This window comes from Burkholderia thailandensis E264 (assembly GCF_000012365.1).
Taxonomy (GTDB): Bacteria; Pseudomonadota; Gammaproteobacteria; order Burkholderiales; family Burkholderiaceae; genus Burkholderia; species Burkholderia thailandensis.
The window spans coordinates 2,425,303-2,450,706 of sequence record NC_007651.1 but is presented as its reverse complement, the minus strand read 5'-3'; the positions used below and the strand labels follow the sequence as shown (position 1 = coordinate 2,450,706).

Sequence of the window (25,404 nt, the reverse complement as noted above, 5' to 3'; positions counted from 1 at the left end):
CCCGTTCGAGAACCGCGCGCGGCGCCGGATCGCGCTCACTCGGCGCCTTCCCAATACCCCGGCCGCGCATAGACGTCGCGCAAGTAATCGATGAAGTAGCGCACGCGCGCCGGCACGTAGCGCTGCTGCGGATAGACGGCGAGGATGTCGTAGTCGGGCAGCGCGTACTCGTCGAGCACCGTCTCGAGCTCGCCGCGCGCGAGCTGCTGCGCGATCTCCCACGTCGAGCGCCAGCCGAGCCCGAGCCCCTCCGACACCCAGCGGTGCAGGAGCTCGCCGTCGTTGCAGTCGAGCGTGCCCGACACGCGCATCGTCACGAGCTTGCCGCTGCGCCGGAAGTACCAGCCGCGGTTCTGGCCGCCCTGCAGATTGAACGCGAGACAGTTGTGGCCCGCGAGATCGTCGAGCGTCTTCGGCCGGCCGTGCCGGCGAAAATACTCGGGCGTGCCGCACACGACGCGCCGGTTCGACGCGAGCTTCACCGCGACGAAGTTCGGATCGACCGCGCCGCCGATCCGGATCGACAGATCGTAGCCCTCGCGCACGAGATCGACGACGCGGTCGGTCAGGTTGAACGACATCTGCAGGTCGGGCTTGTCGGCGATGAACGCGGGCGCGAGCGGCGCGACGTGCTTGCGGCCGAACGCGGCGGGCGCCGACACGATCAGATGCCCGCCCACCGCGCGGCGCCCCGCGACAACCTCGTTCTCGGCCTGCGCCCACTCGGTGAGGAGCCCGCGACAGCGCTCGAGGAACGCGGCGCCGTCCTCGCTCACGACGAGCCGGCGCGTCGACCGGTACATCAGCTTCACGCCGAGGCGCTTCTCGAGCGCGTCGATCCGCCGCCCGAGCACGACGGGCGACACGCCCTCCTCGAGCGCGGCCGCCGCGAGGCTGCCCGCGTCGGCCACCCGCACGAAGGTTTCGATCTGCTTGAATCGGTCCATCCGCTGCCTCCCCCACCCGGCGCCGTCGCGCGCGCCCGGCATTCGATACTTTTAGTCTCGAAATAAGCGACTCGGCTCGATCTTATCAAACCTTTCCTGCATCCCTAAAGTGTCCTCGACACCAGCGATACCCGCGATTCGCATCGAACAAGGAGACATTTCATGGCCAGGATGAGAGCCGTCGACGCAGCCGTGCTCGTACTCGAGAGGGAAGGCGTGCAGACCGCGTTCGGCGTGCCGGGCGCCGCGATCAACCCGCTGTATTCGGCGCTGCGTCGCTCGGGCGCGATCGGGCACGTGCTCGCGCGGCACGTCGAAGGCGCGTCGCACATGGCGGAAGGCTACACGCGGGCCGCGCCCGGCAACATCGGCGTGTGCATCGGCACGTCGGGCCCCGCCGGCACCGACATGATCACGGGCCTGTACTCCGCGTCGGCCGACTCGATCCCGATCCTCGCGATCACCGGCCAGGCGCCGCGCGCGCGGCTCTACAAGGAAGACTTCCAGGCGGTCGACATCGAATCGATCGCGAAGCCCGTCACGAAATGGGCGGTCACGGTGCGCGAGCCGGCGCTCGTGCCGCGCGTGTTCCAGCAGGCGTTCCACCTGATGCGATCGGGCCGCCCGGGCCCCGTGCTGATCGATCTGCCGATCGACGTGCAACTCGCCGAGATCGAATTCGATATCGCGACCTACGAGCCGCTGCCCGTCTACAAGCCGCGCGCGACGCGCGCACAGATCGAGGCCGCGCTCGCGATGTTGAACGACGCCGAGCGCCCGCTCATCGTGTCGGGCGGCGGCGTGATCAACGCGGCGGCCGAGCATCTGCTCGTCGAATTCGCGCAGACACTCGGCGTGCCGGTAATCCCGACGCTGATGTCGTGGGGCGCGATTCCCGACGATCACCCGCTGATGGCCGGCATGGTCGGGCTGCAGACGTCGCACCGCTACGGCAACGCAACGCTCCTCGCATCCGATTTCGTGCTCGGCATCGGCAACCGCTGGGCGAACCGCCACACCGGCAGCGTCGACGTCTACACGAAGGGCCGCAAGTTCGTTCACGTCGACATCGAACCGACGCAGATCGGCCGCGTGTTCGGCCCCGATCTCGGGATCGTGTCGGATGCGAAGGCGGCGCTCGAGCTGTTTGTCGAGATCGCGCGCGAATGGAAGGCCGCGGGCAAGCTGAAGGACCGCGGCGCGTGGGTCGCCGATTGCCAGCAGCGCAAGCGCACGCTGCAGCGCAAGACGCATTTCGACGACGTGCCCGTCAAGCCGCAGCGCGTATACGAAGAGATGAACAAGGCGTTCGGCCGCGATACATGCTACGTGAGCACGATCGGGCTGTCGCAGATCGCGGCCGCGCAGTTCCTGCACGTGTTCAAGGCGCGCAACTGGATCAACTGCGGCCAGGCGGGCCCGCTCGGCTGGACGATTCCCGCCGCGCTCGGCGTGCGCGCGGCCGATCCTCAGCGCCCGATCGTCGCGCTGTCGGGCGACTACGACTTCCAGTTCATGATCGAGGAGCTCGCCGTCGGCGCGCAGTTCAAGCTGCCGTACGTGCACATCGTCGTCAACAACTCGTACCTCGGCCTGATCCGTCAGGCGCAGCGCGCGTTCGACATGGACTACTGCGTGCAGCTCGCGTTCGACAACATCAACGCGCCCGAGGTGAACGGCTATGGCGTCGATCATGTCGCCGTCGCCGAAGGGCTCGGCTGCAAGGCGCTGCGCGTGTTCAAGCCCGAGGAGATCGCGCCCGCGCTCGAGCGCGCCCAACGGATGACGGCCGAGTTCAGCGTGCCCGTCGTCGTCGAGGTGATTCTCGAGCGCGTGACGAACATCTCGATGGGCGCCGAGATCGACGCGATCAACGAGTTCGAGGATCTCGCGGACCGCGCCGAGCATGCGCCGACCGCGATCTCGCTGCTCGACTGACGCGCCTCGCGCCCATCGCTTCGCCTGCTTGATTGATCAGCATCGCTGATCAGCTTGACCGCTTCGACTTGCACAACCGACCGACCAGCGAGATGACCGACATGCCGAAATTCGCAGCCAACCTGACGATGCTGTTCAACGAAATGCCGTTCCTCGACCGCTTCGAGGCGGCGGCCGATGCGGGATTCGGCGCCGTCGAGTTCCTGTTCCCGTATCCGTACGCGAAAGACGAGCTCGCCGAGCGTCTCGACGCCAATCGCCTGCGCCTCGTGCTGCACAACCTGCCTGCGGGCAACTGGGATCAGGGCGAGCGCGGCATCGCCTGCCTGCCCGATCGCGTCGGCGAATTCCAGGACGGTGTCGGCCGCGCGATCGACTATGCGCGCGCGCTGAAGGTGCCGCAGCTGAACTGCCTCGTTGGCATTGCGCCCGCGAGCGTCGAGCGCGACACGGCGCTCGCGACGATCGTCGATAACCTGCGCTTCGCAGCCGCGGAACTGAAGAAGGCGGGCCTGCGCCTTCTCGTCGAGCCGTGCAATGCGTACGACATCCCCGGCTTCGCGCTGAACCGCTCCGCCGAAACGCTCGACGTGATCCGCGCGGTTGGCGCCGACAACCTGTTCCTGCAGTACGACATCTACCACATGCAACGGATGGAGGGCGAGCTCGCGGCGACGATTCGCAAGCACATCGGCTCGATCGCGCACATCCAGCTCGCGGACAATCCGGGCCGCCACGAGCCCGGCACGGGCGAGATCAATTACGCGTACCTGTTCGATCTGCTCGACGCGCTCGGCTACGAAGGCTACGTCGGCTGCGAATACAAGCCGCGCGCGACGACGGCCGAAGGTCTCGGCTGGCTGCGGCAGATCGCGCGCGTCGACGCGCCGCGCGATCGCACCGACGCGTGACCCGGCACGCGCCCTCATCCACCCGTTCCGCATTCGACATTCACGGACTTACAGGAGACACCGCAATGGCAACGATCGGCTTCATCGGCCTCGGCATCATGGGCGCGCACATGGCGCGCAACCTGCTCAAGGGCGGTCACCGCCTCGTCGTGAACGGCGCGTATCCGGTGCCCGCCGATCTGCGCGAGCGCACGCAGGTCGCCGCGAATTCGACGGCCGTCGCGCGGGCGGCGGACATCGTGATCTCGATGGTGCCCGACACGCCCGACGTGCGCAACGTGCTGTTCGCCGACGACGGCGTCGCGAAGGGCCTGTCGGCCGGCAAGCTCGTGATCGACATGAGCTCGATCTCGCCGCTCGACACGCGCGAGTTCGCGAAGGAGATCAACGCGCTCGGCTGCGACTATCTCGACGCGCCCGTGTCGGGCGGCGAGGTCGGCGCACGCGACGCGACGCTCACGATCATGGTCGGCGGCCCGCAGCGCGCGTTCGAGCAGGCGAAGCCGCTCCTCGAACTGATGGGCAAGAACGTCTCGCTGATCGGCGAGAACGGCGCGGGCCAGACCTGCAAGGTCGCGAACCAGATCATCGTCGCGCTGAACATCGAGGCGGTCGCGGAGGCGCTCCTCTTCGCCGCGCGCTCGGGCGCGGACCCGGAGCGCGTGCGGCGCGCGCTGATGGGCGGCTTCGCGTCGTCGCGGATTCTCGAGCTGCACGGCGAGCGGATGACGAAGCGCACGTTCGATCCGGGCTTCCGGATCGACCTGCATCGCAAGGATCTGAACCTCGCGCTCGACGGCGCGCGCCGGATGAACATCGCGCTGCCCCACACGGCAAGCGCGCAGCAGCTCTTCAGCGTGTGCGCGGCGAACGGCGGCGGCGCATGGGACCACTCGGCGATCGTGCGCGCGCTCGAGATCATGTCGAACTTCGAGATCGGCGAGCCGCAGCGTGACGAGAAGCTCGCGTGAGCGAACGTGTCGGCGCGTCGAGTCGCGCCGATGCGGGCAAGCCTGGAGAGCGTGAAGTCGCGGTGAAGCGGCACGGTGAGGCGGCACGGAGAAGCGCCGCGCCGATACGGCGCAGCGCAAGCGCGAGCGCCTGTCGTTCGGCTTGCACGTGCAGCGCTCGCATCAGGCATCGCCCGACGCATCTTGCTCGCTCGTGAAGCGCCGCGCCGCGATGCCATGCACGTTCGCAGCGTGCCCCGATGTCTATCACGGCAACGAGTCGTCGACATGACACTCGATGCAATCGAATCCGATGCGCACGCACGCATCGTCGATGGGGCGCCTCGCCGCGCGCATTGCGCGCGGCGAGGCATATGAAGCCGCTTTCGGCTGAGAGCGGCGGGTGGGTCCGCAGCGGCACCCGGCGCCGACGAGGAAACCTTGGTCGGTCAGACGTCGTCGTCGGGTGTCCGTCTGTCGGATTCGTCTCAGCACGTATTACATTTCTTTACGTTCGACGAGGCGATTTTTCATGCAATTTGCAACGCGAACGCCTACACTTTCGCGACGCCTTTCGGGAAGCGCGCGCATCGCTCGCGCTACCCGCAACTTCACGGCGCATTTTTGTCAATCACCTGAAGGAGTGTTGCGATGGGTCTTCTTTCGTTCATCAAGGAAGCGGGTGAAAAGCTGCTCGGCAAGAGCGACCAGCAAGCCGCGACCGATCCGGCCGCCGCGAACCAGACGGCCGCCGATGCGATCAAGAACTACATCTGCGCACAGGGCCTCGACACGTCGAACCTGACGGTCGCGTTCGACGGTGCGTCGCGCACCGTCACGCTCACGGGCAGCGTCGCGGATCTCGACACGAAGGCGAAGGTCAAAGTGGCGGCGGGCAACGTGCAAGGCGTCGCGGGCGTCAATGACGACGACCTGCAGCCGGACGATCCGCAAGTGCAATACCACGACGTCGTGTCCGGCGACAACCTGTGGAAGATCGCCGAGAAGTACTATGGCGACGGCTCGAAGAACGACGCGATCTTCCAGGCGAACCGCCCGATGCTGTCGAGCCCGGACAAGATCTATCCGGGCCAGAAGCTCGTGATTCCGCCGCAGTCCTGAACGACGCGCGCGCAGCGGGCAGCATGAAAAAAGCGGACTTGCGGGTCCGCTTTTTTCATGCGCGTCGCGATTGCCTCCGATTCGATCCGACGCGGCTCGATCCGCGCGCCGGCGGCGCGCGCCCCACCCGATCGACGGGCCGCGCGCCGCGCTCGACGGCGGCGCACGCCGGTCCGATCATCAATACGTATCGAACGCCTGCTGCAATTCGTGCACGTCGGTCATGCCCGCCGCGAGCGCGAGCATCAGCAGCACGCGCGCCTTGTACGGATTGAGCGAGCCTGCGCTCACGAAGCCGAGCGCATCGTCGTTCGCCGCGCCATTGCGCATCACATGCCCCGAGCCGACACGCGACGCGCGCACGATCGCAACGCCTTTCGCCGCCGCATCGGCGAGCGCCGTCTGCACCGCCGCGTGGATCGAACCGTTGCCCGTGCCTGCGACGACAAGCCCGCGCGCGCCGGCCGCGACGCACGCGTCGACGATCACGCGCGACGCGCCCGCATAGCTCGTGACGACGTCGACCTGCGGCCAGGCCGCGCCGATCGCGAAGCGCGTGTCGAGCGTATGCGCACGCGTCGCGCGGCGCGCGAACTCGATGCGGCCGTCCTGCACCCAGCCGAGCGCGCCGAGCTCCGGCGAATGAAACGCGTCGACCGCGTAGGTGCTCGTCTTCACGACGTCGCGCGCGCTGTGGATCCGGTTGTTGAACGCGACGAGCACGCCCTGCCCGCGCGCCGCCGCGCTGCCCGCGACCGCCACCGCGTTCAGCAGGTTGAGCGGGCCGTCGGACGACAGCGCGGTCGCCGGGCGCATCGCCGCCGTCATCACGACGGGCTTCGCGGTCTTCACGGTCAGGTGCAGCAGGTACGCGGTTTCTTCGAGCGTGTCGGTGCCGTGCGTGATCACGATGCCGTCGATCGCCTCGCTCGCGGCAAGCGCGTTGATCCGCTCGACGAGCGTCGTCCACAGCGCGACGGACAGGTCCTTGCTGTCGATGCTCGCAATCTGCTCGGCCTCGATCGTCGCGATCTGCGCGAGCGCGGGCACGGCGGCGAGCAGCCTGTCGACGCCGAGCGCGCCCGCGTGATAGCCGGCCGTCTGCGCGGCGTCGGGCGCGGCGCCCGCGATCGTGCCGCCCGTCGCAAGGACGGCGATGCGCGGCAGCGCGCGCGGCGCCGGGTTCGTCACATGAGGGGGATGGGAAGATGTCGGTGCGTTCATGGCCGCGATTGTAACGGCAGCCGGCCACCCTTCGGCAAGGGGGCGGAGTTTTCCCGAGCGCGCGGCCGCGCGACGCGGCCCCCGCGCCGCGACCGGTTGCGCCGCGCCGAGATGCCCGCGATGCCCGCGATGCCCGCGCGATGCGCAAGACCGCGGCGCCGCACCGGTTCGCTTTATCTCGAAATAGACAAAATCGACGGCGCCGCCCGACGCCTCGGCTCGAACGATGCATGCGCCGCCCGTGCGGCCCGCTCGCCCGAAATGCCCACCGGCACCGGCGCTTTCCGCCTTGCGGAAACACTTCGGCCGCAGCCGCCCGCCGCATCGCGCGCGCAGCCGCTACGCGCGCGCCGCGCGAAAATTAGCGCGCCGCTCGTTTTCCCGAGTATTTTGTCGTTTCAGCGCCGATTTGCCATAATGCAAACCGCGACCCGCGCAGCCGCGCGATTCGCGGCTTATCGAACAACATGCAATTCACCCACTGGGAGTGTTCAATGAAGATCCGATCGCTGATGGCCGCGCTGCTCGTCGGCGGCGTGCTGGCAACGCCCGCTTTCGCCGCAAACAGCCAGCAGGACAAGATGAAGGCATGCAACGCGCAGGCCGCCGGCAAGACGGGCGACGAGCGCAAGGCGTTCATGAAGGATTGCCTGGCGGCGAAACCGGCCAAGAAGATGTCGCAGCAGGAAAAGATGAAGGCCTGCAACACGCAGGCCGGCGACAAGAAGGGCGACGCGCGCAAGGCGTTCATGAAGGACTGCCTGTCGGCGAAGCCCGCCGCCTGACGCTTCCAGCGAATCGCGCACGATGCCGCGCACCGTTTCGACGGGCGCGGCATTTTCTTTTCGATGCGCGCCGTCGCGCAGGCGTCAACTGCGGCGTTTGGCCGCGATTTCTTCTATGATGGCTGCAGCGCGGCCCTCCCCACCGACAAGAAGCGCCATCGGGCCGCCCTCATGACGGATGCGCACCGCGCATCATACGGAGGCTCGGGATGGCATGGAGACAAAGTCGCTGGTTCCGGCGCTGGCTGATCGTGATCGTGTTCTGGGCCGTGCCCGTCGCGATCGTCGCCGTGCGCGAGATCCGCGAGGAAATGGCCTACAACTACGCCGACCTGAAGCTCGCGCTGACGACGTGGGAGCTCACCGACGCGCAGCGCGCGGCGGGCGCGGCGAAAGTCTGCCGCGGCGAGCCGGCCGACGCGCGCGCGGCGGGCTGCCCCGCCGACGTGCTCGCGGCGAACGCACGCCGCCAGCAGGAGGCGCGCGACGAATTCTCGGTGCGCAAGCGCACGCTCGCGAGTTACCTGTGGCACGCGTTCGTCGGCTACTGGATCGTCCCCGCCGCGTTCCTGTTCGCGTGCGGCGTCGTGATCGGCCTCGTGCGCCGCGCGCTGCGGCGTCCGCCCATCAAACCGCCCGTTTCGCATCACTGACGGTTCGCGCCGCGCGAAATCATGCGTGACGCGTGGCGCGCGCTCGAATCTTTCGCCCACACGAACCTTGGCGCGCGACAACGTGCGCGCACCGGCGCCGCTGCACAATGAAACACGCCGATTTGACGGTCTTTCACCTTACAGCGACAAGGAAAGGCACTTCGCTGTGTTATAAAGTCCCGCGTGATACGCCCGTTCGCGGGAATCACGCTGATCTACACTTGATGGAGAAAAACGATGCACAAACGCAATCTCGTGTTGAAAGCCGCCGCCGCGCTCGTCGTGGGCAGCCTGGCGCTCGCCGGTTGCACGACGACGCCGGACAAGCCCGCCAATGCCGCGACGAACGCGTCGAAGCGTCAAGCCATCGATGCGAGCGTCGACGCGACGCTGTCGCGCATGTATTCGACGGTGCCCGGCTCGCGTGAACTCGTCGCGAAGTCGCGCGGCGTGCTCGTGTTCCCGGACGTGATCCAGGCAGGCCTCATCATCGGCGGCCAGACCGGCAACGGCGCGCTGCGCGTCGGCGGCGCGACGGTCGGCTACTACAACACGTCGTCGCTGTCGGTCGGCCTGCAGGCGGGGGCGCAATCGAAGGCGATCGTGTTCCTGTTCATGACGCAGGACGCGCTCGACAAATTCCGCGGCTCCGACGGCTGGGCGGCAGGCGCCGATGCTTCGGTCGCGCTCGTGAAGATGGGCGCGAACGGCGCGATCGACACGACGACGGCGACCGCGCCCGTCGAAGTGATCGTGCTGACGAACGCCGGCCTGATGGGCGACGTGTCGATCAGCGGCACGAAGGTCACGAAGCTGAAGATCTGACGCCCGCGCGGGCGGCTGTCGCGCCGACGTCGAGCGGCGGCCGACGCGAGAACGGCGATGCGCCTTTACGCGCATCGCCGTTTTTTTTGCGCCGCCGCCCCGCTGCGCGTCATGCGGCGAAGGGCCGCGTGCCCGTCGCCAGCGCGCCGGCGACGCGGCAACGCCACGAAAGCGGCACGACGCGCGGCAACGCCGCCGCCCTCGCCGCCCGCTCAAGACGCCGAATCGATCACCTTGAAGCGTGAGCGCTTCTGCGCGCGGATCAGCGATTGATAGACGTCGACGTATTGCTGAGCCATCCGGCGCGAAGTGAAGCGCTCCTCGAAGCGCGCACGCACCCGCTCGCGCGACAGCATGTGCAGCCGGTTCACCGCCGCGGCGGCGCCGATCTCGTCCTCGACGATGAAGCCCGACACGCCCTCGTCGATCACCTCCGGCACCGCGCCGCGATTGAACGCGATGACGGGCGTGCCGCACGCCATCGCCTCGATCATCACGAGGCCGAACGGCTCGGGCCAGTCGATCGGAAACAGCAGCGCATGCGCGCCCGACAGGAACGCGGCCTTCTCGTGATCGGCGATCTCGCCGATGTATTCGACGTGCGGCAGCGCGAAGAGCGGCTTGATCTCGCGCTCGAAATACTCTTCGTCCGCCGCGTCGATCTTCGCCGCGATGCGGATGCGCATCCCGCAGCGCCGCGCGATCCGGATCGCCGTGTCGACGCGCTTTTCCGGCGAGATCCGGCCGAGGAACGCGAGATACGACTGCTCGCCGGGCTGCGGCGTGTAGAGCGTCTCCGGCAGCCCGTGATAGACCGTCGTCAGCCATTTCGCCTGCGGCATCGGGTGGCGCTGCGCGTTCGAGATCGAGATCACGGGCGCGGTGTCGAACGTGTCGAACACGGGCTGCTGCTCCGGCAAATCGAGGCGGCCGTGCAGCGTCGTCACGAACGGCGTGTCCTGCCGCTTGAAGACCGAGAACGAGTAGTAATCCATGTGGAAATGGAGCACGTCGAAATCCCGCGCGCGGCGTGCGACGGTCTCCATCAGCAGCATGTGCGGCGCGATCCGGTCGCGGATCGACGAATCGAGCCGCAACGCGCGCGGCCATACCGCATCGAGCTTCGCGCGCGTGATCGAGTCGCCGCTCGCGAACAGCGTCACGTCGTGCCCCAGATCGACGAGCGCCTCGGTGATGTACGACACGACGCGCTCGGTGCCGCCGTAGAGCTTCGGCGGCACCGATTCGGTCAACGGAGCGATCTGCGCAATTCTCATGGGTACGATCTCCTGTGGCGGCCGGCCAGCGGACCGGCGTCGGGCGACGCCCGCAAAGTGCCATTATTAGCGATCGGCGCGCGCGCCAGCGGGCCGATTGCATTTTTTGGGGCTTGTTACAGGCGGGATACATTCGGCGAAGCCGCATGTTTGCAGCCCCGGCCGGCGTTGTCCAGCGACCCCGCCCCTTTTGTCGGATTCCGACGCGCTTTGCCGCCGCGGCAAAGGATCGCGGCGAGCGCCGCCGGCCGTTCTCGGCCGCCCCCTGCCTTACCTCGCTGCCTTTCCTCGCCGCTTTTCCCCGCTGCTTTTCTCTCCCGCCTTTCGCCCCCGGCTGTTCTCCCGCCCGGCCGCCGCCGGCCGAGCCGCTATCGCGCCGGCCACTTCCATGCCGGCAACTCCAGCGCGTCCGCATCGACGATCCGCGTCGCGCCGAGTGCCTTCTCGAGCACGATCGAATGGCTGTCCGGCTCGCGTTCGAGCGACGCGACGAGCCGCGCCGCATGCGACACGACGATCACCTGCGAGCGCTCGGCCGCCTGCGCGATCAGCCGCCCGAGCGCGGGCAGCAGGTCCGGGTGCAGGCTCGTCTCCGGTTCGTTCAGCACGAGGAGCGCGGGCGGGCGCGGCGTCAGCAGCGCCGCGACGAGCAGCAGGTAGCGTAACGTGCCGTCCGACAGTTCGGCCGCGCGCAGCGGCCGCAACAGGCCCGGTTGCCGCATCATCACCTCGAAGCGGCCGCGCTTGCCCGGATTGTCGATCTCGAGCCGCGCGCCGGGAAATGCGTCGCCGATCGCCGCGTCGAGCGCGGCGGCGTCGCCGATTTCGTAGATCGTCTGCAGCGCGGCCGCCAGATCGCCGCCGTCGTCGGACAGCACCGGCGTGTGCGTGCCGACTTGCGCAAGCCGAGCGGGCGCAAGCGCATCGGTGCGCAGGTGGTCGTAGAAGCGCCACGAGCGGATGCGCTCGCGCACCGCGATCATCTCCGGCGCGCCGCGTGGGTCGGCGAACTCGGTCATCATGCTGTCGAAGCTCGCGATCGGCTGCGGCACGGTCCGCCACTCGCCCGTCTCGTCGCGCGTGCGCAATTGCGCGCCGCGCCGGTCGACGAGCAGCGTCGACGGCCGCGGCATCGGTCCGCTCCAGATGCACTCGCGCTTGACGACCGGGTCGAGCCCGAACTCGGTTTCGCTGTTGAGCGGCGGCAGCCCGAGATCGATCGCGTAGCCGAAATCCTCGCACGCGAAGCCGAGCTTCAGGCTCACGGGCTCGTTGCGCACCGTGCCCGTCACCGGCACCTCGCCTGTCAGCATCCCGCGCGAGAAGCGCTCGGGGCCCGCCCATAGCGTCGACGGCAGCCCGCCCTCACGGGCGAGCGACGGAATCACGCGGCCTTGCGCAGTGTCCGCGAGCAGGCGCAGCGCGCGATACAGGCTGGACTTGCCGCTGCCGTTCGGCCCGGTGATCACGTTGAGCGTCGCGAGCGGCACGATCAGATCGCGCAGCGAGCGGTAATTGGCGATGGCGAGTGCGGTGAGTGGGGGCATCGGGAAACAGGGTGTCGAAAGACAGTGATCGAATCGGCGAATCGACGGATCGCGCGCATCGACGGATCGATGGATCGACGCATCCGCGGATCGGCCACGAACGACGCGAACACAGGTTGGCGCACGCGCCGACCGAGAAACTCCAAGCGGACGCGGCGAGCGAACCGCTCGCGCGACGTTTCACCTCGTTCGCCCCGTCTCGCGTTGCGCGCCCCGCGGCACGGCGCGCGGCGCACTGCCCGCCCCGGCGCGCCGCGCTCAATGCGGCGCGCGCGGCACACCGGTCTCGGACGTTGTCGGGTCCGCCGCGGTGAACGCCGCCGTGCTCGCGGCCGGCTCGCGCGCGCGTTCGCCCGGACGCGGCTCGCGCGCGGCTGCGTCCGGCGTCGTCCATTCGGCGCGCTCGCGCGGCAGGCAGTGCGGATAGTGCGCGTTGATGAATGCGATGAGCCCTTCGCGCACGCGGCAGCGCAAATCCCAAGCCAGCGACGAATCTCGCGCGCTGACGAGCGCGCGCAGCTGCATCGAGCGCTCGGTTGCGTCCGTCACCTGCAGCACCTGCACGCGGCCGTCCCACTCGGGCGCGCCGGCGACGATCCGCGCAAGCTCCGCGCGCAGCGGCTCGAGCGGCAGCCGATAGTCGACATACAGGAACACGGTGCCGATCAGCTCGGCGCTGCTGCGCGTCCAGTTCTGAAACGGATTCTCGATGAACCACTGCAGCGGCACGACGAGCCGGCGCTGGTCCCATAAGCGCACCGACACGTAGGTGCCCGTGATCTCCTCGATGCGCCCCCACTCGCCCTGGATGATAACGACGTCGTCGAGCCGGATCGGCTGCGACAGCGCGATCTGCAGCCCGGCGATCAGATTGCCGAGCACCGGCCGCGCGGCGATACCGGCGACGAGGCCCGCGACGCCCGCCGATGCGAGCAGGCTCGCGCCGACCTGCCGCACGTTCGGGAACGTCATCAGCGCCGCGCCCGTGCCGATCACCACGATCAACACCATCACGGTCCGCGCGAGCACGCGCGTCTGCGTGTGGATGCGGCGCGCCTCGAGGTTGTCGGGCGTGTCGATCGGATGCGCGCGGATGATCGCGTCGCCGACCGCGGCGGCCAGGCGCATCAGCAGCCACGTGAGCGCCGCGATCGTGCCGACTGCGGCAAGCGTGCGCAACCCGCCCGCGTGCGGCAGCGTGTCGGCCTGCAGCCACAGGAATTCGAGGGCGAGGCACGACAGCAGCGCGAGCGACGGCCGGTCGATATACGACACGATCACGCTCATGAACGGATAAGGCCGGGCGATCGGCACGACGATGCGCGCGCCGATCCGGTGAATGCCCGCGACCGCGAGCAAGACGAGCGCCGACACGACGAGCGTGCCGAGCCAGGTGTGGAGCGGCGCATCGGCGATGCGCCACAGGTCGTCGATCGTCAACATGCGCGCCGTGTCTCCGTCAGGTTCGCGGGGAACGCGTCCCCGCGCCAGGGCGGCGGCCGGCCCGGATCAATAGCTGCGGCAGGGAAACGCCTTGCCGAGTCCGAGCGACACTGCCGTGCTCGCGTTGTAGTCGGCGAGCTTCGGATTCTCCGCGATGTACTTGCGCACCGCATCGGTCATCTGCTGCGCCTTGATGTCGGGCGGCAGGCAGAAGTACTGGCCGACGCGCGGCCCCGTGGTGCCGCCGATCGCGTCGATCGTGTTGTAGACGCCGTCCGCCGCGCCCTCGATGTACGCCGCGCACGACGCGCGCGACTTGACGTCGGTCTTCGCGCACAGCTTATCGAGGTCGCCGGCCGTGAAGGCGGCCGCCGTCAGCGGCACGGCGAACGCGGCGGCGCAAAACATAGCCCGCAACATGAATCTTCCTTATGTCAGAAGGCGAAACCGCCGATACTTCGAAAGGCGCGGCAAGCCGCCGCGCCAAAAACCCTTATTTTGCACTCTTTTGCGCATCGGGCGCTGGCGCATCGCCGATGCGCACCGTGCGCTTCGACAGGATCGCGGTCGCGTCCGGCGCGTTGTAGTGCTTCGCGAAGTCGAGCGCGGTGATGCCGAGCTGGTTCTTCAGCGCGGGATCGGCGCCCTGATCGAGCAGCAGCGTGACGGTCGAGCCGTGGTTGCCGCGCGCGGCCATCATCAGCGGCGTCGTGCCGTTCGGCGACGCGGCGTCGATGTACGCGGACTTGTCGATCAGATACTTGACGACCTCGTCGTTGCCGTTCGTCGCTGCATAGTGGAGCGGCGACCAGCCCTTCTTACTCACTTCCGCGCCCTTGTCGACGAGCAGCTTCACGAGCGGCAGATCGCCGTTCAGCGCGGCGAGCATCAGCGCGTTCTCGCCCGCCTTGTCTTCCTTGCCGAGATCGACGTTCGGCGCGGCCGCGAGCGCGGCGGCGACCTGGTCGGACTTCTCGCGCGCGGCGATCACGAGAAGCGGATCGCCGTTCGGCGCCACCGTGTTCGGGTCGAGGCCATTCTTCAGTTGTTTCGCGATGTCCTTGATGTCGTCGAACTTGACGGCCTTCACGATCCCGTCCAGCGACTCCGCATGCGCGGACGCCGCCGCGAGCGCGCCGAGCCCACCCGCCACCGCGAGCGTGCGCAGCACGGCGCCCATCGTGCGTTGTTTCGACAAGTGCTTGATCGACTTCATTTTTTCAGCTCCTACCCCTGGTTGACTGGGCTGGCGTCGCCCGTGCGGGCGATCTTGAACAGCCGGAAAAAGTTCTGCGACGTCGCGGCGCCGAGCGCCTCGTCGGGCATCCCGCGTTGCGCCGCGATAAAACGTCCGACATGGCTGACGTACGCAGGTTCATTCGGCTTGCCGCGATACGGCACGGGCGCGAGGTACGGCGAATCGGTTTCGATCAGCAGCCGGTCAAGCGGCACGCGCCGCGCGACGTCCTGCACGTCGGTCGCGCTCTTGAACGTGACGATGCCGGAAAGCGAGATGTGGAAGTTCTGCGCGAGCGCCGCCTCGGCGACAGGCCAGGGCTCGGTGAAGCAGTGCATCACGCCGCCCGGCACGCTCGCGCGCTCCTCGGCCATGATCCGCAGCGTGTCCTGCGACGACGCCCGCGTGTGGACGATGAGCGGCTTGCCCGTCGCGTGCGCGGCGCGGATGTGCGTGCGAAAGCGCTCGCGCTGCCATTCCATGTCGGCGATCGAGCGGCCATCGAGCCGGTAGTAGTCGAGGCCCGTCTCGCCGATCGCGACGACCTTCGGATGCGCGGCGAGCTCGATGAGCTCGGCCACCGTCGGCTCCTTCGCGTCCTCGTGGTCCGGATGCACGCCGACCGACGCGAAAACGTTGTCGTGATCGCGCGCGATGGCGAGCACGGCGGGCAGCGTCTCGAGATCGACCGACACGCAGAGCGCGTGCGTGACGCCGTGCTCGCGCATGTTGTCCAGCACTTGCGGCAGACGGTCGGCGAGCCCTTCGAAATTGATGTGACAGTGTGAATCGACGTACATGTTGAATTCCTTGCTGCGCTGCGTGCGCCGGCGGGCCGACGCGCCCGCTCGCCGCGCCGTGCGCGCCTATGCGTCGGCGAGCCGCTTGCCGACGATCACGAGATCGCGCTCGACGCCGTCGAGCACCGCGACGCGCGGCAGCGTGCCCCAGGTCGTGAAGCCGTGGCGCGCGAAGAGCCGCAGGCTCGGTTCGTTATGGCCGAAGATGAAGCCGAGCGCCGTGTGCACGCCGAGCTCGGGTGCTTTCGCGAGCGCCGCCTCGAGCAGCCGGCTGCCGAGCCCGCTGCCGCGCGCGGCCTCGTCGAGATAGATGCTGATCTCCGCGGTGTGCCCGTATGCGGGCCGGCCGTAGAAATCGGAGAAGCTCAGCCACGCGATCACCCGCCCCGCCTCCTCGACCACCCACAGCGGCCGCGCATGCGGATTGTGCGCGTCGAACCACGCGCGGCGGCTGTCGACGGTCACGGGCTCGGTGTCGGCCGTCACGCGGCGCGACGCGACCGTCGAATTGTAGATGGCGACGATCGCCGGCAGATCGGCGGGCGTGGCATCGCGGTAGGCAAGCTGGGTCATGAAAGCGATCCGATGGACGAAACGGCTGGGCGAAACGGTCGGTCAGGACGACGCGAACAATTCGCGATAACCGAGGAACAACTCTTCGAACACGAGGCGCGCGCTGAGCGGATGATTCTCCACCGCGCGCTGCCGCGTGACCGTCTTCAGCAAGCGCGCGAATGCATTCGCGTCGACGGCCGCCGCGCAGCGCGCGAGCGCCGCGCGCTGCGCGGGGAAATAGCGCGGCGCGCCCGCCGCGCGCTCGGCGAGCAGGTCGTACAGCCAGCGCTGCAGCCAGCCGAGCACGACGGGCACGGGCAGCTTCTGCAGCGTCTCGCCGCACGCGAACGGATCGCACGCGGCGCCCGCCGCGAGCTGTGCGAGCGTCCAGTCGCGCAGCGGCCGGTTCTCGTCGCTCGCCAGCGCGAGCGCGGCGAGCGGCGCGCCGCCCGCTTCGGCGAGAAGCGCGTTCGCGTCCGCCACGTTCTGCGCGGCAAGCCACGCGGCGGCCGCATCGGGTGCGGGCACCGTCATCGGCCATTGCCGGCAGCGGCTCACGATCGTCGGCAGCAGCCGGTCGATGCGCGCGGACACGAGCAGGAACACGACGCCCGACGGCGGCTCCTCGAGCGTCTTGAGCAGCGCGTTCGCAGCCGCGACATTGAGCGCCTCGGCCGGATACAGCACGACGACGCGCGCGCCGCCGCGATGCGACGCGATCCCGCAGAAGTCGACAAGCGCGCGCACCTGCTCGATCTTGATTTCCTTGCTCGGCGTCTTGGTTTTCTTGCCGCCCTCGTCGGCATCGGCGGCCTTCGGCTCGTCGGCCGCGCCCGGCAGCTCGGCCGCGAGCGCCTCCGGCACGACGATCCGGTAGTCGGGGTGGTTGCCCTGCTCGAACCACGTGCACGCGGCGCACGCGCCGCACGGCTCGCCGTTCTCGCGCGGCGTTTCGCACAAGAAGCCCTTCGCGAGATGCCGAGCGAAGGCGAGCTTGCCGATGCCCGCCTGGCCGTACAGCAACAGCGCGTGCGGCCAATGCGCGCGCAGCGCCTGCAGGCGGGCCCAGTCGTCGGTTTGCCACGGATAGATCATCGTTCGCGTCTTCCTATCGTCACAGCGCGGCGAGCACGCCTTCGAGCTGCTTGCGGATCTGGGCAATCGGCTCGCTCGAATCGACGATCACGAACCGATGCGGCGCCTCCTGCGCGCGGCGCAGGTACTCGGCGCGGGTGCGCGCGAAGAACGCGTCCGATTCGCTCTCGAACTTGTCCGGCATCCGCACGGCGCCGCGCCGCGCGCTCGCGATCTGCGGCGGCACGTCGAACAGCACCGTCAGGTCCGGCTGGAAGCCGCCCTGCACCCAGCGCTCGAGCGCCTCGAGCTTGTCGCGCGGCAGCCCGCGCCCGCCGCCCTGGTATGCGAACGTCGCATCGGTGAAGCGGTCCGACACGACCCAGTCGCCGCGCGCGAGCGCGGGCTCGATCACGAGCGCGAGATGCTCGCGCCGGCCGGCGAACATCAGCAGCGCCTCGGTCTCGAGATCCATCGGCTGGTTCAGGAGAATCTCGCGCAGCGTCTCGCCGAGCCGCGTGCCGCCCGGCTCGCGGGTGACGACGACGTGCCGGCCGGCCGGCCCGAGCCTTTCCTGGAGCCGGTCGCAGAACCACTGCAGATGTGTGGTCTTGCCCGCGCCGTCGATCCCTTCGAACGTGATGAATTTGCCACGCGCCATTCATTGACCTCGTATGTATTTGTCCACGGCCTTGTTGTGATCCCCGAGCGTGTCGGAAAAGACGCTCGTGCCGTCGCCCTTCGCGACGAAATAGAGCGCGGACGTCGCCGCCGGGTTCACTGCGGCGTAGAGCGCCGCCTCGCCCGGCAGCGCGATCGGCGTCGGGGGCAGCCCGCGGCGCGTGTAGGTATTGTACGGAGTGTCGGTCTGCAGATCGTGCTTGCGCAACCGCCCCGCGTACGCGTCGCCCATTCCGTAGATCACCGAAGGATCGGTCTGCAGCGGCATCCCGGCCCGCAGGCGGTTCGCGAACACGCCCGACACGAACGCGCGATCGGCCGCGTGCCCCGTCTCCTTTTCGATGAGCGACGCGACCGTCAGCGCCTCGTAAGGCGTCTTGAACGGCAGGCCGGGCCGGCGCGCGGTCCACGCGTCGGCAAGGCGCGTCTGCATCAGCCGGTATGCGCGCCGATAGACGTTCAGATCGCTCGTGCCCTTGTCGAACAGGTAGGTATCCGGAAAGAACAGCCCCTCGCCCGCGCCGCGCGCGACAGCCTCGTCGGACGCGCCGATTGCGCGCAACAGCGCCGCGTCGCTCATCCCCGCGCTCGAATGCGTGAGCGCCGCATTCGCGTCGAGCTCCGCGCGCATGCGCCTGAACGTCCAGCCCTCGATCACGGTCACGACGTATTCGTTGACGTCCCCGCGCGCAACCTTCTGCAGCACGTCGTAAGGCGTCACGCCCGTCTTGAACTCGTAGTTGCCTGACTTGAGGCGGCTCGACAGGAACAGCGCGCGCGTCATCGCGACGAACAGGCGCGGCTCGACAGGCACGCCGCCGTGCATGAGCTGCTGCGCGACGCTGCGCACGCTGCTGCGGGGCTTGATCGTGACATCGAGGGTCGGCGCGGCGAGCGCGAGCGGCCGGGTGGCCCAATAATAGGCGCCGCCCGCGCACGCGGCGCCCAGCAATACGACGGCGAGCGCCGCGAGCGCGGCGCACTTCTTCAGTAGGGACATGCGAAACGTGAATCAGGCAAGACCCATATAATACTTGCTCGCCTCTTCCAAAGTCAGGATTGACTGTTCCCTCATTCCATGAGCACACCGATCGCCTCTCCGGCCGCGCAGGCCGCCGCCCCCACCGCGCTGCCGACGCTGCCCCGTCCCGATGCCGACGATTTCGCCGCCGTGCTCGAGCGCGGCGCGTTCGCGGTGCTCGAGCAATTCGGCATCGTCGACGTGACGGGCGCCGACGCCGCAACGTTCCTGCACGGCCAACTGACGAACGACATCGAGCATCTCGACGCCGCGAGCGCGCGCCTCGCCGGCTACTGCTCGCCGAAGGGGCGCCTGCTCGCGTCGTTCCTCGCGTGGCGCGCCGGCCATGACGTGCGCCTGCTCGTATCGAAGGACGTCCAGCCCGCGGTGCAAAAGCGCCTGTCGATGTTCGTGCTGCGCGCGAAGGCGAAGCTCGCCGACGCGGGCGGCACGCACGTCGCGGTCGGCTTCGCGGGCGACGTGCGCGCCGCGCTGTCGGGCATCTTCGACGCGCTGCCGGACGGCATCCACACGAAGGTCGACGCGCCCGCCGGCGCGCTCGTGCGGCTGCCCGACGCGGCCGGCCGCGCGCGCTACCTGTGGATCGCCGCGCGCGCCGAGCTCGACGCGCGCCTGCCCGCGCTCGAAGCGGCGCTGCCGCGCGTGTCGGCCGCCGTCTGGGATTGGCTTGACGTGCGCGCGGGCGAGCCGCGCGTCACGCTGCCCGCCGTCGAGCAATTCGTCCCGCAGATGGTCAACTTCGACGTGATCGGCGGCGTCAACTTCCGCAAGGGCTGCTATCCGGGCCAGGAAGTCGTCGCGCGCAGCCAGTACCGGGGCACGATCAAGCGCCGCACCGCGCTCGCGCACGTCGCGGTCGGCACCGACGCCGCGCATGCGGGCGTCGAGCTCTATCATTCGGACGATCCCGGTCAGCCGTGCGGGATGATCGTGAACGCGGCGGCGGCGCCCGAAGGCGGCGTCGACGCGCTCGTCGAGATCAAGCTCGCCGCGCTCGAAAGCGGATCGGTCCACCTGGCGTCCGCGGGCGGACCGGCGCTCACGTTCCTGCCGCTTCCCTACGCGTTGCCCGTCGAAGCCTGACGGCGCGTGCGCCGCCGGCCCCGCACGCACCGCGGCGCGCCGTCCGGCCTCACCCAGCGAGGATATCGCCCGATGTGCCTGATCGTATTCGATTGGCAGCCCGACGCCGCGCACGGCCCGGTGCTGACGCTTGCCGCGAACCGCGACGAATTCTTCCGCCGCACGAGCGCGCCGCTCGCATGGTGGAGCGACGCGCCGCACGTGCTCGCCGGCCGTGATCTCGAAGGCGGCGGCACGTGGCTCGGCGTCGCGCGCGACGGCCGCTTCGCCGCGCTCACCAACTATCGTGCGCCGTTCGACATACGCGCGGGCGCGCCGACACGCGGCAAGCTCGTGTCCGAATTCCTGACGGGCGAGAACGTCGCGCCGCTCGACTATCTCGCGAACGTCGCCGAGAAGGCCGTGTTCTATAACGGCTTCACGCTGCTCGCGGGCGACGTCGCGCGCGGCGAGCTCGCGTGGTACTGCAATCGGCCGGCCGACGCGCAACCCGCGCCCGATGCGCCCGTATCCGTCGCGCCCGGCATGCACGGGCTGTCGAACGCGCGGCTCGACACGCCGTGGCCGAAACTCGTCGGCAAGCGCAGCGCGCTCGGCGCGCTGCTCACCGACGACGCAGCGGCGCCGCTCGATGCGCTGATCGAGTTGATGCGCGACACCCGCGAGGCCGACGACGACGCGCTGCCGCACACGGGCATTCCACTCGAGCGTGAGCGCGCGCTGTCCGCGGCGTTCATCGAGACGCCCGAATACGGATCGCGCGGCACGACCGTGCTGCGGGTCGCGCGCGACATCGAAGGGCGGCTCAGGTTCGACGTGAAGGAGCGCTGCGACGACGACGGCTCGCACCGGATCGTGCGGCCGGGCGCGTTCGAGCGCGCGTTCACGTTCGACGTCGACGCAAGCGGCCAAGCGCGGCGGTAATCGGGGCGGCGGCGCATCGGCACGCGCGCCCGCCGGCATCCCGCCCCGCTCACGGCTCGCGCGCCATCTCGATATGCGGCACGCCCGCCTCGACGAACGGCTCGCCGACGATCCGAAAGCCGATCCGCAAATAGAACGCAACCGCACGCTGCTGCGCATAGAGCCGCACGAGCGCGTCGCCGCGTGCCCGCGCTTCGGCGAGGAGCGCGCCCAGTAGCCGCGAGCCGACGCCGCGGCCGCGCGCGTCGGCGAGCACCGACACCCGGCCGATCGCCCCGGTCGGCAAGAGCCGCCCGGTCGCCACCGCGCGCCGCGCCCCCGCCGCCCCGTCGACCAGATACGCGACCGCGTGCCGCGCGTGCGGATCGTCGTCGTCGAGATCAAGCTCGGCCGGAATGCGCTGCTCGCGCACGAACACCGCTTCGCGGATCCGCGAAGCGTCGCCGCCGAGGCGCGACCAGTCGCCGGTCTCGATCTCGATGCTCTCCATATGTCTGCCCCTTGCAAGCTGATTCTCGCCGTACGCGATGCGGCGGGCCGCATTTTCGCGCGCCGATCGTCCGGCCGTCGTCTCACGCGCATGCCGCACGTGCCCCCGCCGGGAACGGCCCGCTTCAAGCCGTACTGTGTGCCGAGCGCGATGCCGAGGCAATCGGCCGATCGGCCAACCCCGCCGTCCAGACGGCCTCACCCGCCGACATGGGCCGCTGCAAGCCGCCACGCGCCGCGGCGGGCCGCCCGGTATTTCATGCGCCCCATGACGCACGTCCCGTCCCGCGGATTGCGCGCCGCGTCGAATCGCCCGCGCTCAAGCGCCGTCGAATGCCGCGCGCAACGCGCCCGCCGCGTCCGCATGCGCAAGCCTGACTTCCGGCACGAAGCCGCCCATCTTGAAAAACTCGTGAATCATCCCCGCGTACGCGACAAGCGTCACCCGGTTGCCCGCCGCGCGCAGCTTGTCCGCGTACGCGTCCCCCTCGTCGGATAGCGGATCGTACTCCGCCGTCGCGATCCACGCGGGCGCGACGCGCTCGAACGACGGCGCGCCGCGCGTGCCGTCGAGCGGCGCGAAGCGCCAGTCGTCGCGATCCGACGCGTCGCGCACGTAATGGTCGAAAAACCACTGGATCGTATCCGCCGACAGCAAATAACCCTTCGCGAGCCGCGCGTGCGATGCGGTCTGCTGATGCCCCGTCGTGCCCGGATAGACCAGCAGTTGCAGCGCGAGCGCGATCCCGCGCTCGCGCGCGAGCACCGCGCACACCGTCGCGAGCGTGCCGCCCGCGCTGTCGCCGCCGACCGCGAGCCGCGCCTGATCGATCCCGAAGCGCGACGCATGCGCGTGCAGCCACACGAGCGCGTCCTCCGCGTCGTCGACCGCCGTCGGAAACTTGTGCTCCGGCGCAAGCCGGTAATCGACCGACAGCACCGCGCAATGCGCATCGCGCGCGAACATCCGGCACAGTGCGTCGTGCGTGTTCACGCTGCCGACCGTGAAGCCGCCGCCGTGATAGTAGACGAGCGCGGGCAGCGGCTCGGCGAGACTCGGCTCGACGGGCAGATAGAGCCGCGCGCCGAACGCGCCGCCGTCGCGCGACGGCACGCGCAGCTCTTCGATCGAAAACATCGGCGCGGGCGCGACGTCGAGGATCGGCGCGCTCTTCTCGTACGCCGCGCGCGCCTGCGCGGGCGTCTGTTCGTGATAATCGGGACGTTTTGCGCGCTCGATCATGTCGAGCACCTGCGCGATCTTCGGGTTCAGCGGCATCGTCAAGGGCAAACGGCGAAACATACAGCCAGGCGAGCGGCGCGAGCGCGCCGGCGAAAGCGCCCGGACAAGCGCCGTATGATGCCACGACGCGTCAGACGAGCGCGACGAGCTGCTTGCCGAAATTGCGCCCCTTCAACAGCCCGAGCAGCGCGTCGGGGGCACGCTCGATGCCCTGCGCGATCGTCTCCCGATAATGCAGCTGCTGGCGCGCGACGAGCGACGCGAGCTGCGCGAGCGCCTCGGGCCACACGTCGAAGTGCTCGGACACGATGAAGCCCTGCACGAGCAGCCGCTCGCGCAGTATCAGCGCCGGGTTCGCGAGCGGCGCCGGCGCGCCGTCGTACGTGGCGATCATCCCGCACATCGCGACGCGGCCGAACGGATTCATTCGCGCGAGCGTCGCGTCGAGCACCGCGCCGCCGACGTTCTCGAAATAGCCGTCGACGCCGTCCGGCGCGGCTGCCGCGAGATCTTCTGCGAGCCGGCCCGCCTTGTAGTCGACGCACGCGTCGAAGCCGAGCGTGTCGACGACGTAGCGGCATTTGTCCGCGCCGCCCGCGACGCCGACCGCGCGGCACCCGGCAAGCTTCGCGAGCTGCCCGGCCACGCTGCCGACCGCGCCGCTCGCCGCGCTGACGACGATCGTCTCGCCCGCGCGCGGCCGGATGATCCGGTTCAGGCCGTACCACGCGGTCACGCCGGGCATGCCGACGGGCCCGAGATACGCGGACAGCGGCACGTGCGTCGTGTCGACCTTGCGCAGCTCCTTGCCCGTCGACGTGCCGTACTCCTGCCAGCCGTACGCGCCGATCACCCTGTCGCCGACGGCGAACGCCGGATTGCGCGACTCGACGACCTCGCCCGCGGTGCCGCCGCCCATCACCTCGCCGAGCGGCTGCGGTTCGGCGTACGACCTTCCCGCATTCATTCGCCCGCGCATGTACGGATCGATCGACAGGAAATGGTTGCGCACCCGCACCTCGCCGTCGGCGAGCGGCGCGAGCGGCGTCTCGACGAGCTTGAAGTTATCGACGCTCGCCTCGCGCTCGGGGCGCGATACGAGCAGCACTTGCCGGTTGATTTGAGACATCGCCTGCCTCCTTGTCTGTCCATCGTCGCGCGCGCGGCCGCGCCGACGGCAAACGGCCCCGCCGATGGGCGGGGCCGCTCGATTGCATCACGCGTCGCTCGGGCCGGGATGCGCGCCCGGATCGGTGCGGGTGCGCTGCCGCGCGATGTCGCGGCCGACCGCGAGCCGCTTCATGTACTTGAACGTGCCGAGCGCCTTCGCGACGAAATGGCCCGCGCTGTCGCGGACCTCGCCTTCGCAATACGCCATCGTCGTCGAGCGGTGCAGCACGCGGCCGTACGCGCGCAACTCGCCCCGCCCCGGCTGCATGAAATTCACCTTCATCTCGACCGTGACGACGCCGACGCCGTCGTCGGTCAGGCTGCGCGCGGCCATCGCGAGCGCGACGTCGGCCAGCGTCATCGTGACGCCGCCGTGCGCGATGTTCCACGTGTTCATGTGCTGCTCGTCGAGCGGCAGCACGATCTCGCTCGCGCCGTCCTTCGCGGACACGAGCTGCACGCCGAGCGCGTCGACGAACGGGCTTTCGATCGCCGGCTCGCGGCCGGTCGTGGCGGAACCGGCGCTCATCGCACGTCGTCGACGAGATAATCGATGCACTCGCGGCTCTCGCGCACCGCGCCGACGAATTTCTTCACCGCCTCGTGCACCGGATGCACCTGATACGCGTCGAGCGCGGCCTTGTCGGCGAAATCAGAGACGAGCACGACGTCGCAGGTCGCCTCGAGGCCGGGCGTCGCGAGCCCGACTTCGAGATGGAGCAGCCCCGGCACGATGCCGCGGCACGCTTCGAGCTTTTCCTTCAGCTTCTGCGCGTTCTGCGCGCGCGTCGCGCCTTCGGCCGATTCCTTGAGTTTCCAGCTTACGATGTGTCTGATCATGGTGTTCGTCGCCCTTCGCAATCGTTCGTCAATATTCGCCTCGCCGGCGCGCGGCCCGCTTCCGATGCGCGCAGCCGCCCGCATGCTTGGCCGCAGCGCCCGCCGCCAAAGCCAGAGGCGTTCTCGGCGACGGCGATCCGGCGATCCGGGAAGTCCGCCGACATCCGTCGTTTGCCCGAGCCGCTCGAAATCGCCGCCGACATCCGCCGCGCCGAGGCAGACAGCAAGCCTACCAAACTTATCGATTCCGATGGGTCTTGCGCAAAGTCCCGCGAAGCGGCAGCGCGCGGGCGAGTGCGAAACGCGCGGCAGATCCGGCCCCCGTCGCCCGGCATTGCGCCTCCTTGTGCGGCGCACGAACCGGGGGCCGGTTCGCCACGGCTCGCCGCCCGCGCGTTCGCCGTCACACGCTGCGCCCTCGCACGCGGCCGACGGGGCGCTGGCTAATCGCGCCGCTCGTCCTATACTGCTTTTTGCCTGACGATAGCCGCGCCGAACGCCGACGGCGCGCATCGCCGCGCGATCGGGCATCCGAATGCCGATTCCCGCGCCACGTCGAATCCTGCCAAAGACGCCGCCGCCCGACACTCGAATGACGCCCGGACACATCGGAGACGGGAGCGATGCGACGTCGGCGGTCGGTT

26 protein-coding genes are annotated in these 25,404 nt (G+C 69.2%); 9 read left to right on the top strand and 17 right to left on the bottom strand.

What is annotated here, in order from left to right:
* Positions 1 to 35: 35 nt before the first annotated feature.
* Positions 36 to 947 (bottom strand): LysR family transcriptional regulator, encoded by a 912-nt coding sequence (locus BTH_RS23280; protein WP_009890702.1) that lies wholly within the window; start codon positions 945 to 947, stop codon positions 36 to 38.
* Between the two features lie 162 nt (positions 948 to 1,109).
* On the opposite strand from BTH_RS23280, the gene gcl reads away from it, so the two are divergent.
* From gcl to lysM, 4 genes are all read left to right on the top strand, one after another.
* Positions 1,110 to 2,885: a glyoxylate carboligase gene (gene gcl, locus BTH_RS23275; RefSeq protein ID WP_009890701.1), complete on the top strand. Its 1,776-nt coding sequence runs from the start codon at positions 1,110 to 1,112 to the stop codon at positions 2,883 to 2,885.
* A 101-nt stretch (positions 2,886 to 2,986) separates the two neighbouring features.
* A complete protein-coding gene (otnI, locus tag BTH_RS23270; RefSeq protein WP_011402285.1) occupies positions 2,987 to 3,796 on the top strand; it encodes a 2-oxo-tetronate isomerase in 810 nt (269 codons plus the stop codon).
* Entirely contained in the window at positions 3,793 to 4,767 is a 975-nt protein-coding gene (locus BTH_RS23265) for a 2-hydroxy-3-oxopropionate reductase (RefSeq protein ID WP_230588997.1), read from the top strand. The genes otnI and BTH_RS23265 overlap by 4 nt, the downstream gene beginning before the upstream one ends.
* 630 nt (positions 4,768 to 5,397) lie before the next feature.
* Positions 5,398 to 5,868, top strand: coding sequence for a peptidoglycan-binding protein LysM (lysM, locus tag BTH_RS23260; RefSeq protein ID WP_009890694.1), 471 nt, complete (start codon positions 5,398 to 5,400; stop codon positions 5,866 to 5,868).
* Between the two features lie 180 nt (positions 5,869 to 6,048).
* Here lysM and BTH_RS23255 read toward each other — a convergent pair whose 3' ends face one another.
* Entirely contained in the window at positions 6,049 to 7,092 is a 1,044-nt protein-coding gene (locus tag BTH_RS23255) for an asparaginase (protein WP_009890691.1), read from the bottom strand.
* A gap of 494 nt (positions 7,093 to 7,586) precedes the next feature.
* On the opposite strand from BTH_RS23255, the gene BTH_RS23250 reads away from it, so the two are divergent.
* The 3 genes from BTH_RS23250 to BTH_RS23240 all read left to right on the top strand — a co-directional run bounded on the left by BTH_RS23250 (position 7,587) and on the right by BTH_RS23240 (position 9,355).
* Positions 7,587 to 7,877, top strand: a complete 291-nt coding sequence (locus BTH_RS23250; protein WP_009890689.1) for a PsiF family protein — start codon at positions 7,587 to 7,589, stop codon at positions 7,875 to 7,877.
* A 209-nt stretch (positions 7,878 to 8,086) separates the two neighbouring features.
* Entirely contained in the window at positions 8,087 to 8,530 is a 444-nt protein-coding gene (locus BTH_RS23245; RefSeq protein ID WP_009890688.1) for a membrane protein, read from the top strand.
* 237 nt (positions 8,531 to 8,767) lie between these two features.
* The gene (locus BTH_RS23240) at positions 8,768 to 9,355 is read left to right on the top strand and encodes a BPSL1445 family SYLF domain-containing lipoprotein (RefSeq protein WP_009890687.1); all 588 of its coding nucleotides are present in this window, start codon (positions 8,768 to 8,770) and stop codon (positions 9,353 to 9,355) included.
* A 212-nt stretch (positions 9,356 to 9,567) separates the two neighbouring features.
* On the opposite strand, the gene BTH_RS23235 is transcribed toward BTH_RS23240, so the two are convergent.
* From BTH_RS23235 to mltG, 10 genes are all read right to left on the bottom strand, one after another.
* A complete protein-coding gene (locus tag BTH_RS23235) occupies positions 9,568 to 10,632 on the bottom strand; it encodes a glycosyltransferase family 4 protein (RefSeq protein WP_009905026.1) in 1,065 nt (354 codons plus the stop codon).
* A 368-nt stretch (positions 10,633 to 11,000) separates the two neighbouring features.
* On the bottom strand, positions 11,001 to 12,179 hold the full coding sequence (locus tag BTH_RS23230) for an AAA family ATPase (RefSeq protein ID WP_009909241.1): 1,179 nt from the start codon (positions 12,177 to 12,179) through the stop codon (positions 11,001 to 11,003).
* A gap of 258 nt (positions 12,180 to 12,437) precedes the next feature.
* Complete coding sequence (locus BTH_RS23225) at positions 12,438 to 13,622, bottom strand: mechanosensitive ion channel family protein (protein WP_009890683.1); 1,185 nt, start codon at positions 13,620 to 13,622, stop codon at positions 12,438 to 12,440.
* Positions 13,623 to 13,688: 66 nt separating this feature from the next.
* Positions 13,689 to 14,042 (bottom strand): Rap1a/Tai family immunity protein, encoded by a 354-nt coding sequence (locus BTH_RS23220; RefSeq protein WP_004192506.1) that lies wholly within the window; start codon positions 14,040 to 14,042, stop codon positions 13,689 to 13,691.
* A 73-nt stretch (positions 14,043 to 14,115) separates the two neighbouring features.
* Entirely contained in the window at positions 14,116 to 14,838 is a 723-nt protein-coding gene (locus tag BTH_RS23215; protein WP_009890679.1) for an ankyrin repeat domain-containing protein, read from the bottom strand.
* 11 nt (positions 14,839 to 14,849) lie between these two features.
* A complete protein-coding gene (locus BTH_RS23210) occupies positions 14,850 to 15,659 on the bottom strand; it encodes a TatD family hydrolase (protein WP_009890677.1) in 810 nt (269 codons plus the stop codon).
* 66 nt (positions 15,660 to 15,725) lie between these two features.
* Positions 15,726 to 16,232: a GNAT family N-acetyltransferase gene (locus BTH_RS23205; protein WP_009890676.1), complete on the bottom strand. Its 507-nt coding sequence runs from the start codon at positions 16,230 to 16,232 to the stop codon at positions 15,726 to 15,728.
* 42 nt (positions 16,233 to 16,274) lie between these two features.
* Positions 16,275 to 17,309 (bottom strand): DNA polymerase III subunit delta', encoded by a 1,035-nt coding sequence (locus BTH_RS23200; protein ID WP_009890675.1) that lies wholly within the window; start codon positions 17,307 to 17,309, stop codon positions 16,275 to 16,277.
* Between the two features lie 19 nt (positions 17,310 to 17,328).
* Positions 17,329 to 17,949 (bottom strand): dTMP kinase, encoded by a 621-nt coding sequence (gene tmk / locus BTH_RS23195; protein WP_009890673.1) that lies wholly within the window; start codon positions 17,947 to 17,949, stop codon positions 17,329 to 17,331.
* Positions 17,950 to 18,969 carry an endolytic transglycosylase MltG gene (mltG, locus tag BTH_RS23190; RefSeq protein ID WP_009890671.1) on the bottom strand — a complete coding sequence of 340 codons (1,020 nt, stop codon included), beginning with the start codon at positions 18,967 to 18,969 and terminating at the stop codon, positions 17,950 to 17,952. It lies immediately after the preceding gene.
* A 78-nt stretch (positions 18,970 to 19,047) separates the two neighbouring features.
* Here mltG and BTH_RS23185 point away from each other — a divergent pair, with 78 nt between their 5' ends.
* Both BTH_RS23185 and BTH_RS23180 read left to right on the top strand, forming a co-directional pair.
* Positions 19,048 to 20,094: a YgfZ/GcvT domain-containing protein gene (locus BTH_RS23185; protein ID WP_009890669.1), complete on the top strand. Its 1,047-nt coding sequence runs from the start codon at positions 19,048 to 19,050 to the stop codon at positions 20,092 to 20,094.
* 72 nt (positions 20,095 to 20,166) lie between these two features.
* Positions 20,167 to 21,018: an NRDE family protein gene (locus tag BTH_RS23180; protein ID WP_009890667.1), complete on the top strand. Its 852-nt coding sequence runs from the start codon at positions 20,167 to 20,169 to the stop codon at positions 21,016 to 21,018.
* A gap of 49 nt (positions 21,019 to 21,067) precedes the next feature.
* Here the strand turns inward: BTH_RS23180 and BTH_RS23175 are convergent, their stop codons facing one another.
* The 5 genes from BTH_RS23175 to BTH_RS23155 all read right to left on the bottom strand — a co-directional run bounded on the left by BTH_RS23175 (position 21,068) and on the right by BTH_RS23155 (position 24,760).
* Positions 21,068 to 21,508, bottom strand: coding sequence for a GNAT family N-acetyltransferase (locus BTH_RS23175; protein ID WP_009890665.1), 441 nt, complete (start codon positions 21,506 to 21,508; stop codon positions 21,068 to 21,070).
* 318 nt (positions 21,509 to 21,826) lie between these two features.
* Positions 21,827 to 22,786, bottom strand: coding sequence for an alpha/beta hydrolase (locus tag BTH_RS23170; RefSeq protein WP_025404091.1), 960 nt, complete (start codon positions 22,784 to 22,786; stop codon positions 21,827 to 21,829).
* Positions 22,787 to 22,880: 94 nt separating this feature from the next.
* The gene (locus BTH_RS23165) at positions 22,881 to 23,879 is read right to left on the bottom strand and encodes an NADP-dependent oxidoreductase (RefSeq protein ID WP_009890661.1); all 999 of its coding nucleotides are present in this window, start codon (positions 23,877 to 23,879) and stop codon (positions 22,881 to 22,883) included.
* An 87-nt stretch (positions 23,880 to 23,966) separates the two neighbouring features.
* Positions 23,967 to 24,449 (bottom strand): PaaI family thioesterase, encoded by a 483-nt coding sequence (locus BTH_RS23160; protein ID WP_009890660.1) that lies wholly within the window; start codon positions 24,447 to 24,449, stop codon positions 23,967 to 23,969.
* On the bottom strand, positions 24,446 to 24,760 hold the full coding sequence (locus tag BTH_RS23155; protein ID WP_009890658.1) for a Dabb family protein: 315 nt from the start codon (positions 24,758 to 24,760) through the stop codon (positions 24,446 to 24,448). Before BTH_RS23155 ends, BTH_RS23160 begins: the two co-directional genes overlap by 4 nt.
* Positions 24,761 to 25,404 lie beyond the last annotated feature (644 nt).